We start from the raw sequence: 16215 nt of genomic DNA, 5'->3' as shown, positions 1-16215 counted from the left end.
TGGCCCGGGGGATCTTCTAATTATCCCTGGATCAGTCCTAGTCCTGCTCAGGACATGCTGGATCTTCCGCTTCATGCGCCCATCTTCAAGTCTCCCTCGCTTTCGATGGATACTTCAAAGGTAATGTCCGTCTTCAGATGCGGCAAATAATCGGTGCGCCAAGCCTGCAGCTGATCCCGTGTCAGCTTGTTGCGGTATAGCTGGCCAATTCCCAATATGTCCGCTTGCTCGGTCTTCATTTTCTTCAACACACCAGTGAGCCGTTGCTCCAGAATCGTCTGCAGCTGTTCTTTGACCTGCTCTTTTGTCGGGTTTCCTTTCATCTCCAGAAGCGTTACTTTCAAATGAATTTTGCTTTTCAACACCGGTATCCCGTCTTCCATAGAGCTCTTATTGCGAATTCGGCTGCCTACAATTTGAACAGTCGCACTGTTCATCACCTCAATCTTGCCCTTTACATCCAGCCCATTGAAGATATTGGCCAGCAATGTCTCATTCGCGGATAGCCGCCCTACCATCTTCCCGTTTCGGATAATGCCGCTGCCCATCGTCTCGATGACTGTCCCGCTGCCGGATTTGATAATCGGAATCGCTTCGTCATGTGTATACGAGTGTATGCTTCGGAACAGCTCCCATATACGGGACTGCGCCACCTGCGGGCTCCATCCGGCATTGAATTGGAAGAAATCCTCCAATATGGTGCCGTTATTTTTGCTATACCGTTTGATCTTCGAGAAAAAATGCTCGATCCGCTCATCACAGATGACGGCCATCGTTCGCGGAGAAATGACGTTCGTTCGCATAAACGCAGACACGGCATCGTTAATCCCTTTCTCTGCATATCCCTGTTCAATTAAAATCACTTTCAGATGAAGCAGATCCATCTGCGTCTCCATATTGGCGCCGATTCGATCCACGATCTCGTTGATCGTACTCCCTGTTGCCTGTACAAACCGGAAATCTGTCCCCGTATTCGAGTTTTGGCTGGGCTCCGGAATTTGCAGCACAACGGTATACAGGTCTTCGGACTTGGAGATGCCCATCACAACGGGAAGTGAACGGTGATTGATATCTTTGTTGTCCCAGCAGCCCGTTAATGTCCCAACACCTGCAACTAGCAGCAACAGCGCCGCAATGCGCCTGCGTGTATAAGGACTCATCCGCTCTCCCTCGCTTTCTGGTTCTTCGCGTGCCGATATCCTATCACGAACAGTACAATTGGCAAAATGACAATCGCATAGATACGAGGAATCGCATTCCACCAAAGCAAGCGATCCAGCACGAGCCAATCCGGAATGAGCAGACAGATCATATAGATCATCGCCGCAAGGAGGAGCAGCGGTACCCAATCCGGTGTACGGACTGTCAGTTGCAGCACACGTACGGTCATCCATATAATAAGCGCAAGCAGCAGCATAATAAACGAGATCAGACACACCATGAAAAACATCGATACACGATCGAACATCAGCCATGTAATCTCGACCGTCTCCGCAGTCTCCAGAAAGGGCAAATTGAACAGCACTGCAGTCGATCTGCCATAGGTCAAAATCGGGATATAGACCGATACGAGCAGGACCGGAAGCATGCAGATGCATGCGATCAGAACTCTCGAAGGTTTGAAGGCTACTGCCGGCTGGATGAATCCAAGAAACAGAAAGCCTCCGCTGAAGGCAAGCAAGCTCTTGTAGAATGCGGGATGGGTCATGAACGAAAACGACAAGGCCTCCTTGTCCAGCAGCGGAAACAGATAGTTCCAATCGGCATTCTGGAATGAGCTGAGCAAAACGAACAAGACAATGGGCGCTGCCAGCAAAACAACAAGTACAGCCGTGCGGAATATCGCTTCCAGCCCTAGATAGGCAATATACACCGCAATTCCGAGAAGCAGCGCCATAATCGCCCATATCGGCGTGCTGGTGAGGAAGAGTGACATGATGACTTCGGAATACGCGCGGAGCGTAATGATCGACACGACGGTAAAATAGACGGCGACCGGAAGAAGCATCACAATCGCAACAACTCTGCCCTTTTCCTGCAAAATCGAGATGATGCTTTTCTGCCCGCCGAAGTAGTCTACCCCCTTCAGATAGATTCCGACCATAATGAGGTAGAAAAAGAAGCTCATCGCAACAGGCAGCCAGTGGCTGCTTTCGGCGCTTTCGATAATTTGGCTCGGGTAGAAGAAAAAGATGATCCCAAATTGGCTTAGCAAAAATACGGCTATGACCTGTCCTGTCTTAGCCATTGGAATCACCGCTCGGTTTCATCATATGTACATAAGGAATGCCAAACGAGGTAACGCTCGCCATATAAGCGCATATGAGAATAAGGCCCGCTACCAGCCCGTATAAGCCGAATCCGGCAGAGAGAAACAGGATCAAGTATTTGAATGCCCGGATGGTAAGCGAATTATGGTATCCGACCACCGTGGAGCTGGATATGGTTGTCGCCGCCAGTACAATAATGAGAATATTGCTGACCAGCTTGGCGCTGACGACAGCCTGCCCTAATATGATGCCGCCTACCATCGTCAGCGTAGGTCCGATGCTCTTCGGCAGCCGGATGCTGGCTTCAATAATGAGCTCTAATATGATGAGCAGAAGCAGCGTCTCGACCAGCGACGGATAAGGCACATCCATCCGGCTTCTCGCGATCGTCAAGGCAATCTCGATTCGCAGCAAGTCCGGGTTCACAGAAACAAGAGATACATACAGCCCAGGAATAATGACATTGGTAAGCACACCGATTATCCGGAGGAAACGGGTCAAATACATGAATAGGAGCGGGAAGTTCCGGTCATTCTCGACTGCGAACATATCCGTTAGCAGGCTCGGCACAACAAGCGCGAACGGGAAGCGGTCCAGCATAAGCACCACCTTCCCTTTTTGCAGCGCCATCTCCACCTCTTGCGGCAGCTCGGTCGAGTTGAATTTGGTGATGCTGGTCCATGGATTAAAGCCAAGCATGCTGCTCAGATTTTGCAGGTTTTGCACATTCATGCTGATATTCTCTTCCAGCTTCTGAATCACGCCCTCCAGCAGGCCAGGGATGACGCATCTCTCCCGGTAGATTAAGACGATCTGCTTCTGCTTGTCCGCTCCTGTCCAGTACGATTGAGTTCTCAAATCTTCGGCAGCTGCATGCTTGCGGATAAGCCCAATATTCGTATCCATGTCTTCGACAAAGGCGCTGATCGAGCCTCGCACAACGCTTTCGGTAATGGGCGCTTCGATGTTTCTGGACAAGAGACGGGCTGTTGGCGTGAAGCTGATAATCCGGTCTCTGCCCTCGAACCAGATCAGCAATTGCCCGCGCATTAAGAGAGAAACCAGCCGGTCCGCATCCGGTTCGTCAAGAAATTGGCCTAATCCCTGAATGAGGGGCGGCGAATCTCTCCCATCGGTATCCGCGATTCGCGCGGATTGAGCTTGAAGATGGCGCAGTGTCTCAGCAAAATCGAAAAAGGTTTGATAGCCGAGCAATACGACTGATTCACCTGCCATCGTCGTGGGAAACCGCATGAAGTCCGAATCTTGGCCTATGCGCAGGATGACCTGATCGATTAATTTCAAGGCAGATTCTCCTCATCATTTTTCATACTATATTTTCCCGTTTTCTGGATAATATGCGCGCAGAGCTTCAACCTTTTTCCTAGAAAGACCAATCCTTAGCTAATTGCACAAACTCCGCAAGAACTATTCTTCCGATCGCTGTTGCACCCTGATTCCTTTGCTACGGCTCTGAAGGAATTTAATCTGCAACAAAAAACCGTTCCTTCGTTTAAATGGAGGTTCGACCCACCCATTACAAAAGGAACGGTTTCTTCACTTTATTCAATCACTTGTGCTGGAACCAACTATATGATTGGATCATCGTCTTGACGTACAGGCATATGGACCGTTATCGCCGTACCTTTGTCCGCTTTGCTCGCTGCAGCGATTCTGCCATGGTGGAGCGTCACAATCTTTTTGGCGATCGCAAGTCCAAGCCCGCTTCCGCCGATACTGCGATTACGCGATTGATCCGATTTGTAGAAGCGCTCGAATACTTTATCGAGCTGCTCCGGCGCAATGCCAATTCCGGAATCGGCAATCGTGATTATGATTTCATCATCAGAGTACGACAAGCTTATTACGATATGACCGCCTTCAGGTGTAAATTTAATGCTATTGCCGAGCACATTCATCCAAACCTGATTGAGCTGATCCCGATCTGCCATGATGGGGAATGTACCCTCCCAATCCAGATCGATCAATATCTTTTTGGCTGACCATTGGGGCTCGCAGGTCACAACAACCTCGCGTATTTGTTCATCCAAATGATAGCGGGTCGCTTCGAACGGGTGATGCTCGGAATCCAGCGATGCCAGCTTCAACAGATTGTCACTAAGCTTGGACAGCCGCCCGCTCTCAGCAATAATAATATCAAGATAATGGTTGCGATCCCCCTCAGCTACAAGACTGCTCTGCTTCAAAGCCGTGGCAAAGCCGCTGATGGAAGTTAACGGTGTCTGAATCTCATGCGACACATTCGAGACAAAGTCCTGCCTCATTTGCTCCAATTGCTTAAGCTCCTTCGCCATCACATTAAAATGATGAGTCAATGCCCCCATCTCATCCCCGCCTGCCGCTTTGACTGTAACATCAAAATCGCCCTTTGCCAGCCGCTTGGTCGCATGAGTCAACGCTTGCAGCTGCTTCACCAAATACCGGGCAGCCAGCACCATACAGACACTTCCTATGAATAAGCCAACTAGCAAGATGAGCAGCATCATCCGATTCATGACATCTTCATTCTGTGAGGAAAATTGCATAAACATGGCATGCGGCTTGCCCTCTATCAAGAAAGGAAGTCCAATATAGGTCGGCTCCCCATTGCCTGGCGAGCGGTACACATTCCCTTGCAGCACATCGTTTATCGCGTCCGGCTCAACCCTGACATGTTCGGTATCGGCAATGCTATAGTACTTCACAGCGCCCGACTGACTATGAAGTTGAATAGGATGAGCTGACAGGTTCACCATACGCTGGATGAATGAATCCAGATCACCCGGCTTCGTTTGTTCATAGAGAAGCATCAATTCCTCTCCAACCGCAATCATATCATTTTGTCCCGTCGAATGAATTTCTTGCTTAAAGAAGTAATAGCCGATTAGGAAGGAAGACAGCAAGCTGAACAAAATAATGGCAAGAAACGTAGCCATAATGCGCACATACAGCGTTTTGATCATGAGAGAACTAACCGGTATCCGAGGCTGCGGGCGGTCTCAATCTGAAAGGACTGTTTTCCATCGGAAAACTTCTCTCTCAGCCTCTTAATATGCACGTCTACGGTTCGATCATCGCCTTCATAGTCTTTCCCCCAGATCTGAGCGATCAGCTGCTCGCGGGTGAAGATTTGTCCTGGGTGATTAGCCAGCTTGAACAATAGTTCAAATTCCTTCAGCGGAAGACTGATTCTCTCCTCTCCCCGCATCACTTGATAGCTTCGGCGATCGAGCAGCAAGTCCCCTAGCTGAACGCTCTGTGAGGATTCGATTCTGTACCGTTTCAACAAGGCTTTCACTCTCATCACAAGCTCCAGCGGATCAAACGGCTTCGTCACATAATCATCCGTCCCGAGCTGGAAGCCCTTCACCTTCTGACCGGACTCTCCCTTAGCTGTAACCATCAATAACGGAATATTCGCATTATAGCGGCGGATCTCCTTGCATAAATCCCATCCATTAATATGCGGCATCATAATATCTAGAATGACCATGTCCAGATGAGTATTCTCTACGATCTCCAGCGCTTCCGCACCGTCTCTTGCTTCTACAATCTCGTACCCTTCCGCTTTCAAAAATAAGGCGAGCAATTCGCGAATATGCGCATCGTCATCCGCAATCAGAATGTTGGTCATCTGCTTTCAAGCCTCCAATATAGCTTCTGGCTCCCCTCAAGCGAAAGGGAATCCTTTGTGTTAACCAAACTGCCAGCCGAGCAGGTTCCAATGATAGAAGAACAAGCTGAGCAGAATAGCCGCTAGTGCCGCAAGCGTGTAATGGACTCGCTTTAGTAACGTCCAATATTTCTTTTTCCATGCCCATACCGCAGCCAGTACCATTGCTACTGCCAGCACGACAAGCAAGATCGGCATGAACAAGTACACCTGCAAGGCTGTCGTGATTCGGCTGAGCCGATCCACCAAATCCATATTCAATACGATAACAAAAGTTGCCGCACAAGTCATTAGCGCCCAAGCTGAGGTGAATGCCGCTAGCCGCTCTGTCCATCTCTCTGGCTTCGGCATCGCTTGATTGGCGCGAATCCGGTAGATGAATCCCAGCAGGATCGTGACGAACACAAGGAAAGACAAGACTAACAAGGGCAGCCAGAACATCGTACGATTAATAAGCGATGTACGTTCAAGCGGTTCGGATGACAGAAAATCCATGAGGAAATGAGTAACGTTTCCTGAATCATCCGTACGGAACCCGATTTGATTCGTCCCCCCAACCGCCTGGAATAGATTCGGTCCTATAGGAGCAAAGAGCTGTTGCTCCGCTCCGCTGCCAATTACTAAGCGGTTATCGGCAACATCAATACTAATCTGTGCCAAAAAACTGTAAAACTTATCGATATCGGAGTGATTTCGGCGCAAAAACTGATACGAGCCCGCGTACTTCTCCAAGTCCTGTTCAAGCTCCACAGCCACTGGCGGCAGCTCGCTCTCCTGGATCGGGAAGTACCGATTGAAGAAAGCTATCGATAATGCGCTAGCAGCCGCTCCTCCCTCTCCGCCGCTATAGGACACAAAGATGCCGATCCCTTTATCGGGTACAAGGTACAGCTCCGTGTTGAACAACGGGTCGGCGCCACCATGTGAGATAATGCGTTGACCGTTCAATCTCAGCTCGTAAAAGCCAAGGTTCATGCCGGGCAGCCGTTCATCGAACTGAAAGGCAGGCGAATGCATGAGGCTGGTCGTTTCCGGTTCAAGAAGCTTCGCATCCTCATATCGTCCTCTCTGGAGATGGGCAATCATGAATCGCGACATATCCATCGCCGAGACCGAGCCTGAACCCGCAGGACGGAAGCCTCCTTCGAAGGTAAGCGGCTTAGTCACATACCGGCCATTCTCGCGCGCATACCCGAGGGCTGCATAAGGCGCCAATTCGGCAGGGACTGGCTCTTGAACCGTTGCATATTTCATACCTAGCCGATCGAAAATATTTTTCTGTATATAATCGTTGTAGGCAAGCCCGCTAACATCTTCCACGATTAAACCTGCGAGCGCCGTGCCGTAATTGGAATAGGCAATCATCTCTCCTGGCGGCATGACGCGTGCTGGCCTATGCTTGACCAGCGTCTCCGTTATGGATACCGGCAGCTTCTCAGGGTCAGTCGTAATTTGATAACCGACGCCTCCATCCTCAAACCCTGCATTATGGGTCATCAGATGCCGCATCGTAATCGGCTCTTTATAGGTTGCCGGTATCTTCACCTCTTTTAAGTAAGTATTGACGTCCGTATCAAGATCGATCTTTCCCTGTTCGACTAATTGCATGACGGCTGTCCAGGTGAATAGCTTCGTCGTAGACGCGATCCGAAACAAACTCTTCTCGGGATCGACCGGCTTGCCTTCATCCATATTGGAATAGCCATACCCTTTCGCAAGCAAGCTTCTTCCATCCTTAACGATTGAGATTACCGCGCCTGGAATATTCATGTCGGCCATCTGAATCTCCATGATGCCATCGATGAAGGCTTCCAGCTCAGCTGTGTCATTCAGATCAGGCAAGCTGTCAATTGACTCCACGACTGGCTGTATCGAGGTTGATGCCTTAGCTGACGCAGTCGTATATAGGCCTCCTATATTCGCTCCTGCCAAAACGAACAACAACACGAATACAATCCCTTTTATTGATAACTTAAACTTGGATGCAGACATGAGTAACCCTCCAGCTTTCTATAAATGGTGATACGGAGCTCCGACTCTCAGTAGGGAGCTTATCACAGAAATATGAATGGAGAGTGAACAGTCAAGAACGGCTTGCTCCTTAGGCAGCTGTTCTCAGCCTGATCCGAAGAACAACAAAAAGAACATATCCCTGTTCGTCAAATGACTTCGGGGACATGTCCTTATGGGCTTGCTGATATGAATCCCGTTCAACCAGTCTACGATGCGGAATAGCTATTCCGCATACTGCTTCAGCAGCTTCTCTGTCGTGACCGTTTCCTCCAGGTCTTCTTTTGTGATGATGCCTTTCTCTTCCCAACACGCGATGCATTTCTCTTCCGTATCGCACTTATGCGCTTCGGGGCAAGTGTAGCAGTATTTGATCATATTCTCCGTCACAACGTTAAGCTTAATGTTCGTTGCCATATCGCATGACCTCCCGCTAGTATGACGCTCTTAATGAAGACACACACTTTAGTCGAACTTGCTGAAAAATCTTTCGATTTCCACTTTGGCATTATCCACCGAGTCGGAGCCGTGAATGACGTTGGCTGCAACATCGAGACCGAAGTCGCCGCGGATCGTGCCTGGAGGAGCTTCCGCCGGGTTCGTCGGACCGATTAGGGAGCGAGAGTTTTGAACGGCGCCCACTCCTTCAATAATCATCGCGAATACAGGTCCGGAAGTAATATACTCCACCAGTTCTTCAAAAAACGGCTTATGCCGCAGATGACCGTAATGCGCCTCTGCTACTGCTCTATCGACAGACTTCAGCTCGGCTCTTATGAGCTTCAGTCCTTTTTTCTCAAATCGATTGACGATTTCACCGATTAGTCCTCGTTCTACGCCGTCTGGTTTGATCATCACAAATGCTTTTTCGCTCATCGTCGTATCCTCCTTGGTGCCCTACATGCGGCAAACTTGCTTCGGGCAGTTCTCGCAATGGCATACTTCCCGCAAATAGGCGATATCCTTAATGACCATATGGCCGCTTTGATTGTAAATTACGCCATCTCTCTTCAGCTCGCTGAGCATCCGGTTGACACTCTCACGCGTCGCGCCGATCATATCGGCCAGCTCCGTATTGTTGATTTTCAGATCGATAAAGATGCCGTCTTCGATCTCCTTGCCATACGAATTGCTAAGTCTTATAAGCAACGAGCATAACGCTCCGGTTTTGCCGAACATAATGAGATCGCGGAATTTCGTCTGGGTCAGCCTGTGCATAAGACCCATCCACTTCATAAACTCAATGGCCAAATCGCTGTTCTGCCACAGCAGCACCTCAAGGTCCTTTCGCTGAATGACGCCAACCTTGACATCCTCCGTAACCTCTGCGCTGAAGTTATGCACCGAATCTAGAAACGGGTCCATCTGTCCAATCAAATCGCCCTCTTGATGAAGATATAGAGTTAATGTCCGGCCATTGTCTGCCGACTTCGTGGTGCGGACACGTCCCTCCATAATGTAATAGAGATGATTGGCCGCGTCGCCCTCCCAGAATAAGCAGCTGCCCTTCTCGAAGTGCCTGACATACATGATGCCTTGCAGCTTCTCGAAGCTCTCTTGCGACAGCAGGGGCGCAAGTCCTTCCGGTTGCCTCACCTTCATACCCATTTCGTTCCTCTCCCTCCGAGCGGTTCTTATATTCTTATCATACCTTCAGAGGGGTCAGGGGTACATCGGGGGTTTCACTGATCTTTCGGGGGAATTACCCCCTATATCTTGGAAGGGATACCGCTGTGATGATCAGGTAAAGGAAGAAGCGGCATCCGTAATTTCCCTGGTTGCCTTATGCGAGCAAAGAGCTTCGCTCCCTGGCGTCCTCGATGATCCCTTTGGCGCGGGTGACCTCCCACTCCGTCGGAGTCTGTACATCATCCAGCGTATATTCACGGCCAAGCTGCTGCCACTTGTATACGCCCATCCGGTGATAAGGCAGCAGCTCCAGCTTCTCGACCGTTGACAGCTTGCCGACAAATTCGCCTAGCGCCTGCAAAACTGCTGCATGATCCGTCACGCCGGGGATCAGCACATGCCTGATCCACATCGGCTGCCTCCGAACCGACAGCCACTGCGCAAAAGCAATGATCCGGTCATTGGGCTGCGTTGTCAGCCACTCGTGTTTCGTTCTGTTCATCTGCTTCAGATCGAGCAAGACCAGATCTGTATAACGCATCAGCTCTGCCGCATGGCTCGGCTCGCAAAAGCCGGAGCTGTCTAGCGCGGTGTGCAGACCGTACTTCTCCTTGCATGCCTTGAACAACTGCGTGACGAAGGGGGCCTGCAGCGTAGGCTCCCCTCCTGTCACCGTAATGCCCCCGCCTGATGCCCGGTAATAAGGCAAGTAAGGCTCAAGCTCCTCCAAGATGTCGTCTACCGTTACTTGCCGTCCGATGGAAGTATCCCAGGTGTCGGGATTATGACAGAACCGGCACTGCAACGCGCAGCCCTGCATGAACAAGACAAAGCGAATGCCTGGTCCGTCCACGGTACCGAACGTTTCGATGGAATGAATCCGGCCTTTCATGCGGGTCACGCTCCTCTCATGATGACGTTCACACCTCTTTATACCTCGCCGTGGAATGTACGGTTGATGACATCCAGCTGCTGTTCTCTGGTCAGCCTGATGAAGTTGACGGCATACCCCGATACACGGATGGTCAGCTGCGGATATTGCTCCGGATGCTCCATGGCATCCAGCAATTGCTCACGGTTGAAGACGTTCACGTTCAGATGATGACCGCCGCTTAAGGAGTAGCCATCGAGCAAGGCTGCCAGATTGGAGACGCGCTCTTCATCGGCCTTGCCCAGCGCCTTCGGAATAATCGAGAATGTGTTGGATATTCCGTCCAGGCTGTGCGCATACGGAATCTTCGCGACAGATGCGAGGGATGCGAGAGCTCCTTTACGATCACGGCCATGCATCGGATTCGCCCCCGGTGCAAACGGCTCGCCGGCTTTGCGGCCGTCAGGCGTGCTGCCAGTCTTCTTCCCATATACCACGTTCGAAGTGATCGTAAGCACCGACATCGTCGGAATCGCACCGCGATAAGTCTTATGCTTGCGTAGTCTGTTCATGAAGCCTTCTGCAAGTCCGACTGCAATATCGTCTACGCGGTCGTCGTTGTTGCCGTATTGCGGGAAGTCGCCTTCAATCTCGAAGTCTACCGCAATGCCCTGCTCGTTGCGAATCGGACGCACCTTCGCGTATTTAATGGCGCTTAAGCTATCCGCCACAACCGATAGACCGGCAATGCCGCAAGCCATCGTACGTACGATATCCCGATCATGCAGCGCCATCTCGATCCGCTCGTAGCAGTACTTGTCATGCATATAGTGTATGACGTTCAGCGTGTTCATGTACAGCCTTGCCAGCCAGTCCTGCACAATATCGAACTTCGCTTTCACCTCTTCATAATCCAGCACATCCGACGTAATCGGCGCAATGGCAGGTCCGATCTGCCCGCCCAGCTTCTCGTCTACTCCGCCGTTAACGGCGTAGAGCAGAGCTTTCGCCAGATTGGCGCGTGCGCCGAAGAACTGCATCTGCTTCCCGATCCGCATGGCCGATACACAGCAAGCAATGCCATAGTCATCTCCAAAGTGCGGACGCATCAGATCATCGTTCTCGTATTGGATGGAGCTAGTCTCTGCCGACACGCGGGCGCAATAGCGCTTGAACGCCTTCGGCAGCTGCGTCGACCAAAGCACGGTCAAGTTCGGCTCCGGGGCAGGTCCGAGATTATAGAGCGTATGCAGGAAGCGGTATGAGTTTCGCGTGACGCGCGTCTTGCCGTTTAGTCCCATGCCACCCAGAGCTTCGGTAACCCAGGTCGGATCGCCGCTGAATAGTTCATTGTAATCCGGTGTGCGCAGGAACTTCACAATCCGCAGCTTCATGACGAAGTGATCGACCAGCTCTTGGGCTTCGCTTTCTGTCAACGCGCCTTCTCTCAGATCACGGTCGATATAGATATCGAGGAAGCTGGACACCCGGCCGAGGCTCATCGCCGCGCCGTTCTGCTCCTTGATCGCAGCCAGATAAGCGAAATACAACCACTGCACCGCTTCCTTCGCGTTCTCTGCCGGTACGGAAATATCATAGCCGTATGTGGCAGCCATCTTCTTCAGCTCCGCCAAGCTGCGGATTTGCTCGGAGAGCTCTTCCCGAAGCAGAATAACTTCTTCCGTCATGGCGTCCACTTCCAGCTGGAGCAGCTCCTCCTTCTTCGAGGCAATCAGCCGGTCCACGCCGTACAGGGCAACCCGGCGATAATCGCCGATAATCCGTCCGCGCCCATATGCGTCAGGCAAGCCTGTAATGATGCCCGCTCTCCGTGCGGCGCGCATCTCTGTTGTATAAGCGTCGAATACGCCTTGGTTATGCGTTTTGCGAATGGTCGTGAACAGATCCTCCAGCTCAGGCGCCAGCTTGTAGCCGTACGCGTCGCAAGCATCTGCCGCCATTCGGATGCCGCCGAACGGCTGCACCGCTCTCTTCAAAGGAGCATCCGTCTGCAAGCCGACAATTTTCTCCTTGGACTGATCAATATAGCCCGGCGCATGCGACGTAATAGACGATACCGTATTGACGTCGATATCATGGACGCCGCCTCGCTCGCGCTCTTCCTTGAGCAGCTGGCTCACCTGTCTCCATAACAATTCCGTGTTCTCCGTCGGACCTGCAAGGAAGCTCTCGTCACCTTCATAGGACGTAAGGTTGCGTTCGATGAAGGACGGAACGTCAACTCCCTTCTGCCAGCTTCCTGCCATGAATCCGCGCCAGGCTTCAGGTGTGCCGGACCGGTCCGTAATTTGCTTCTCTGTCATTGCCATATGAAACACCTCCGTTATAAGGTAATCTTACGATGTTCTCACACGCTTCTCTATGACATTGCTCACAGCAGGCTAACACGATTTCATCGTGGTGCGCACGATTCGTTCATAATCTTCCTCCGTCTGAATGGATTGAACGAATCCGCTCTGAATGCCGTTCTCTTGGAAGAACCACTCACTGCCCCTCTGCCACTTGATTTGATTGAGTAATGCGGACTTGCTGGAATAACCGCCCTTCAGCAGCTTCTCAATCGGCTCGGCGCTGGACCGGTCATAGACGCCATGCAGCGGATAGGCTTTGCCCTTCACCCATGGAATAACAGCGTCCAGCCCTTCCTGCAATTGCGTCAAGAGCAGCTTGGCGGCGTCAGCGGATGGAAAAGGCATATGACAGCCGAGCAGCCACACATGACGGTGTCTTGCAAGCGCAAGACCGGCATGCATGCCGCTCAGCAGTCCGTGACCGATGAAGTAATCGGTTATGATGCGGATATCCCGGTCAACAATGCGAAGAAGCGGCTGCGGATCGTTGGTCACAATCGTGATCTCGCTGCAGCAGGTTTGCATCTCGCGGATTTGCCGATGAAGCATAATTTCCCCGTCCACCTCCAGGAAAGCCCGGTTGCGACCGTTCATGCGGGGGTGATTGCCGCCCGCCAAAATTACGCCTGACATCATCATAATTGCTCCTCCCATCTGAAGTTGATGAAAAAGGAGCTGCCGATCCTAAAGCGATCGGCAGCTCTCCCTGTTCTCTTAGAAGTTGCCGTAGAATGCGTTGCGGTACACGTCCGCAAGTTCCTTCACCAGCGGCATTCTCGGGTTCGCAGTTGTACACTGGTCCTCGAACGCCCGGTCTGCCAAATAATCGACCTTCGCCTCGAAGTCTGCCGGGTCTACGCCAAGCTCCTGGAATTTCTCCGGAATGCCAAGCGCTTGGTTCAGCTTGCGAATCGCTTCGATCAGGCTGTTCACGCCTTCCGCTGTCGTGCGGGCAGGCAAGCCCAGCATGCGGGCGATCTCTGCATAACGCTCGTCAGCGACGAAGTGGCTATATTTCGGGAACGAAGCGAACTTCGTCGGCTTCTGCGCATTGTAGCGGATGACATGCGGCATCAGGATCGCATTCGTCCGTCCATGCGCCGTATGGTATTCGCCGCCCCACTTATGCGCAAGGCTGTGGTTAATGCCCAGGAAGGCATTCGCGAAGGCCATGCCGGCAATCGTCGAAGCATTGTGCATCTTCTCGCGGGCCAGCGGATCGGCTGTATGATACGATTTCTCCAGGTTCTGGAATACAAGCTTGATGGCATGAAGCGCAAGCCCGTCTGTATAATCACTCGCCATCACCGATACATACGATTCAATCGCGTGGGTCAGGACGTCCATGCCGGTATCCGCAACAGCCGTCTTCGGCAAGCTGTAGACAAATTCAGGATCAATAATGGCGACATCCGGCGTCAGCTCATAATCCGCGAGCGGGTACTTGGTGTGGCCTTCCTGCTTATCGGTAATGACTGCGAACGAAGTGACCTCCGAACCGGTACCCGATGTGGTAGGAATCGCAACAAACTGAGCCTTCTCTCCAAGTCTCGGATACTTATAGACGCGTTTGCGAATATCCAGAAACTTCTGCTTGAGCGAGTGGAAGTCGGTCTCCGGGTATTCATAGAAGAGCCACATTGCTTTCGCCGCATCCATCGGCGAACCGCCGCCAAGCGCGATAATGCAGTCCGGCTTGAAGCCGTCCATCAGCCGCGTCCCGCGCTCAACCGTCTCAACCGACGGATCGGGCTCGACATCCGCGAACACTTCAATTGATACCGGGGTTGCCCGCTTTCTCAAGTAATACTCCAGCTTCTCGACATAACCCAGCTTCACCATCATCTCATCGGTGACGACGAGCACGCGCGAGATGCCCGGCATCTTCTCCAGGTATTGGGTAGCGCCCTTCTCGAAATAGATTTTCGGCGGAATCTTGAACCATTGCATATTGACTGTACGATAGGCCACGCGCTTAATATTGAGCAGGTTCACGGCCGTTACGTTCGATGTGGTGGAGTTATGTCCGTACGAGCCGCAGCCAAGTGTCAGCGACGGCAGATTCGTATTGTACAGATCGCCGATCGCGCCATGCGTCGAAGGCGAGTTCACAATGACCCGGCCCGTCTTCAGGCGGTCTGCAAAGGCTTGAATCACCTCGTCATTCTGCGAATGAATGACCGAGGAATGGCCCAGGCCGCCGAAAGCGACCACTTCCGCCGCACGCTCAATGCCTTGCGCCGCCGTCTTCACTTTGTAGCAGGCCAGCACCGGACTTAGCTTCTCGGCAGACAGCGGGAACGCCGTTCCTACGCCTCCAAGCTCGGCAACCAATATCTTCGTCCCTTGCGGCACTTCGATACCCGCCATATCGGCAATCTTGACTGCCGGCTGGCCCACGATGACGCCGTTGACGGCGCACTTCTCACTGTTAATGACGAGCTTCGAGACCGCTTCCGTCTCGGCCTTGTTCAGGAAGTAACAGCCATTGTCCTTCATCAGCTTGCGGACTTGATCGTAGACAGGCTCTTCAATGATGACAGCTTGCTCGGATGCGCAGATCATGCCGTTGTCGAACGTCTTGGACAGAATCAGGTCGGTAACAGCTTGCCTCAGATCCGCCGATTGTTCAATAAAGCACGGTACGTTGCCCGGTCCTACGCCAAGCGCCGGCTTGCCTGTGCTGTACGCGGACTTCACCATCGCCGATCCCCCGGTTGCAAGCACAAGGGCAACATCAGGGTGATTCATCAGCTGCTGTGTCGCTTCCACGGAAGGAGTCGCGATCCACTGGATACAGTGAGCAGGCGCGCCGCTTGCCACGGCTGCTTTCAATAGCGTCTGGGCTGCGGCTGCACTGCTATTCTGTGCGGAAGGATGGAAGGCAAAGATAATCGGATTACGCGTCTTCGTAGCAATCAGTGCCTTGAACATCGTCGTCGATGTCGGATTCGTCACCGGAGTTACGCCAGCGATAATGCCTACTGGCTCCGCAACCATCCGGTAATTCTCATAAGCGTTCTCTTCGATGACGCCAACGGTCTTGGCGGACTTGATGTTATGGTAGATGTATTCCGTCGCAAAGATGTTTTTGGTCATTTTGTCTTCATAGACGCCGCGGCCCGTCTCCTCCACCGCCATCTTGGCCAGCGGCATGTGCTGATCGAGACCAGCCAGCGCCATCGCTTGAACGATACGGTCAATTTGCTCCTGTGACATGGACAGATAGGCTTCCTGTGCAGCTCTTGCGCGTTCGACCAGTTGGCCCACTTCCTCAAGAACTGAACTCTGAACTTCTAATTGGCTTGCTTTTACCGCCATAGGTTCCTCCTCCTTGGAGATCTCCGTTTAGTTTCTCTATCTCCTTGTTGACCTCATCTTAACGGAATG

13 protein-coding genes are annotated in these 16215 nt (G+C 52.0%); all 13 read right to left on the bottom strand.

Translation table 11 applies throughout. From position 1 onward, the window contains the following. Positions 1 to 71 precede the first annotated feature (71 nt). A complete protein-coding gene (locus tag AC0YNW_RS05220) occupies positions 72 to 1160 on the bottom strand; it encodes a Ger(x)C family spore germination protein (protein WP_475831014.1) in 1089 nt (362 codons plus the stop codon). Further along, positions 1157 to 2248 carry a GerAB/ArcD/ProY family transporter gene (locus AC0YNW_RS05215; protein WP_475831013.1) on the bottom strand — a complete coding sequence of 364 codons (1092 nt, stop codon included), beginning with the start codon at positions 2246 to 2248 and terminating at the stop codon, positions 1157 to 1159. The genes AC0YNW_RS05220 and AC0YNW_RS05215 overlap by 4 nt, the downstream gene beginning before the upstream one ends. After that, positions 2241 to 3575 (bottom strand): spore germination protein, encoded by a 1335-nt coding sequence (locus tag AC0YNW_RS05210; RefSeq protein ID WP_475831012.1) that lies wholly within the window; start codon positions 3573 to 3575, stop codon positions 2241 to 2243. The genes AC0YNW_RS05215 and AC0YNW_RS05210 overlap by 8 nt, the downstream gene beginning before the upstream one ends. A 284-nt stretch (positions 3576 to 3859) precedes the next feature. After that, a complete protein-coding gene (locus tag AC0YNW_RS05205) occupies positions 3860 to 5233 on the bottom strand; it encodes a HAMP domain-containing sensor histidine kinase (protein WP_475831011.1) in 1374 nt (457 codons plus the stop codon). Further along, positions 5230 to 5904, bottom strand: a complete 675-nt coding sequence (locus AC0YNW_RS05200) for a response regulator transcription factor (RefSeq protein WP_475831010.1) — start codon at positions 5902 to 5904, stop codon at positions 5230 to 5232. The genes AC0YNW_RS05205 and AC0YNW_RS05200 overlap by 4 nt, the downstream gene beginning before the upstream one ends. Before the next feature lie 60 nt (positions 5905 to 5964). Further along, the gene (locus AC0YNW_RS05195) at positions 5965 to 7935 is read right to left on the bottom strand and encodes a serine hydrolase domain-containing protein (protein WP_475831009.1); all 1971 of its coding nucleotides are present in this window, start codon (positions 7933 to 7935) and stop codon (positions 5965 to 5967) included. A 243-nt stretch (positions 7936 to 8178) separates the two neighbouring features. After that, a complete protein-coding gene (locus AC0YNW_RS05190; protein ID WP_387475144.1) occupies positions 8179 to 8370 on the bottom strand; it encodes a hypothetical protein in 192 nt (63 codons plus the stop codon). 48 nt (positions 8371 to 8418) lie between these two features. Then, positions 8419 to 8829 carry a nucleoside-diphosphate kinase gene (gene ndk, locus AC0YNW_RS05185; protein WP_387475142.1) on the bottom strand — a complete coding sequence of 137 codons (411 nt, stop codon included), beginning with the start codon at positions 8827 to 8829 and terminating at the stop codon, positions 8419 to 8421. A gap of 21 nt (positions 8830 to 8850) precedes the next feature. Next, positions 8851 to 9561, bottom strand: coding sequence for a Crp/Fnr family transcriptional regulator (locus tag AC0YNW_RS05180; protein ID WP_387475140.1), 711 nt, complete (start codon positions 9559 to 9561; stop codon positions 8851 to 8853). A gap of 175 nt (positions 9562 to 9736) precedes the next feature. Continuing rightward, positions 9737 to 10474, bottom strand: a complete 738-nt coding sequence (pflA, locus tag AC0YNW_RS05175) for a pyruvate formate-lyase-activating protein (RefSeq protein WP_475831008.1) — start codon at positions 10472 to 10474, stop codon at positions 9737 to 9739. Positions 10475 to 10512: 38 nt separating this feature from the next. Further along, the gene (pflB, locus tag AC0YNW_RS05170; protein WP_475831007.1) at positions 10513 to 12783 is read right to left on the bottom strand and encodes a formate C-acetyltransferase; all 2271 of its coding nucleotides are present in this window, start codon (positions 12781 to 12783) and stop codon (positions 10513 to 10515) included. A gap of 72 nt (positions 12784 to 12855) precedes the next feature. Continuing rightward, positions 12856 to 13464, bottom strand: a complete 609-nt coding sequence (gene mobA / locus AC0YNW_RS05165) for a molybdenum cofactor guanylyltransferase (RefSeq protein ID WP_475831006.1) — start codon at positions 13462 to 13464, stop codon at positions 12856 to 12858. A gap of 75 nt (positions 13465 to 13539) precedes the next feature. Next, positions 13540 to 16146, bottom strand: coding sequence for a bifunctional acetaldehyde-CoA/alcohol dehydrogenase (adhE, locus tag AC0YNW_RS05160; protein WP_475831005.1), 2607 nt, complete (start codon positions 16144 to 16146; stop codon positions 13540 to 13542). Between the last annotated feature and the right edge of the window lie 69 nt (positions 16147 to 16215).

This window comes from Paenibacillus sp. J31R120 (assembly GCF_056269225.1).
The sequence above is the reverse complement of the archived record's forward strand: the minus strand, read 5'-3'. Positions and strand labels throughout refer to the sequence as shown.

Excerpts from the sequence above, each read along its gene's own strand:
- AC0YNW_RS05220 (WP_475831014.1), bottom strand. The coding sequence starts at position 1,160 with ATGAGTCCTTATACACGCAGGCGCATTGCGGCGCTGTTGCTGCTAGTT.
- AC0YNW_RS05215 (WP_475831013.1), bottom strand. The coding sequence starts at position 2,248 with ATGGCTAAGACAGGACAGGTCATAGCCGTATTTTTGCTAAGCCAATTT.
- AC0YNW_RS05205 (WP_475831011.1), bottom strand. The coding sequence starts at position 5,233 with ATGATCAAAACGCTGTATGTGCGCATTATGGCTACGTTTCTTGCCATT.
- AC0YNW_RS05200 (WP_475831010.1), bottom strand. The coding sequence starts at position 5,904 with ATGACCAACATTCTGATTGCGGATGACGATGCGCATATTCGCGAATTG.
- AC0YNW_RS05195 (WP_475831009.1), bottom strand. The coding sequence starts at position 7,935 with ATGTCTGCATCCAAGTTTAAGTTATCAATAAAAGGGATTGTATTCGTG.
- AC0YNW_RS05190 (WP_387475144.1), bottom strand. The coding sequence starts at position 8,370 with ATGGCAACGAACATTAAGCTTAACGTTGTGACGGAGAATATGATCAAA.
- ndk (WP_387475142.1), bottom strand. The coding sequence starts at position 8,829 with ATGAGCGAAAAAGCATTTGTGATGATCAAACCAGACGGCGTAGAACGA.
- AC0YNW_RS05180 (WP_387475140.1), bottom strand. The coding sequence starts at position 9,561 with ATGGGTATGAAGGTGAGGCAACCGGAAGGACTTGCGCCCCTGCTGTCG.
- pflA (WP_475831008.1), bottom strand. The coding sequence starts at position 10,474 with ATGAAAGGCCGGATTCATTCCATCGAAACGTTCGGTACCGTGGACGGA.
- pflB (WP_475831007.1), bottom strand. The coding sequence starts at position 12,783 with ATGGCAATGACAGAGAAGCAAATTACGGACCGGTCCGGCACACCTGAA.
- mobA (WP_475831006.1), bottom strand. The coding sequence starts at position 13,464 with ATGATGATGTCAGGCGTAATTTTGGCGGGCGGCAATCACCCCCGCATG.
- adhE (WP_475831005.1), bottom strand. The coding sequence starts at position 16,146 with ATGGCGGTAAAAGCAAGCCAATTAGAAGTTCAGAGTTCAGTTCTTGAG.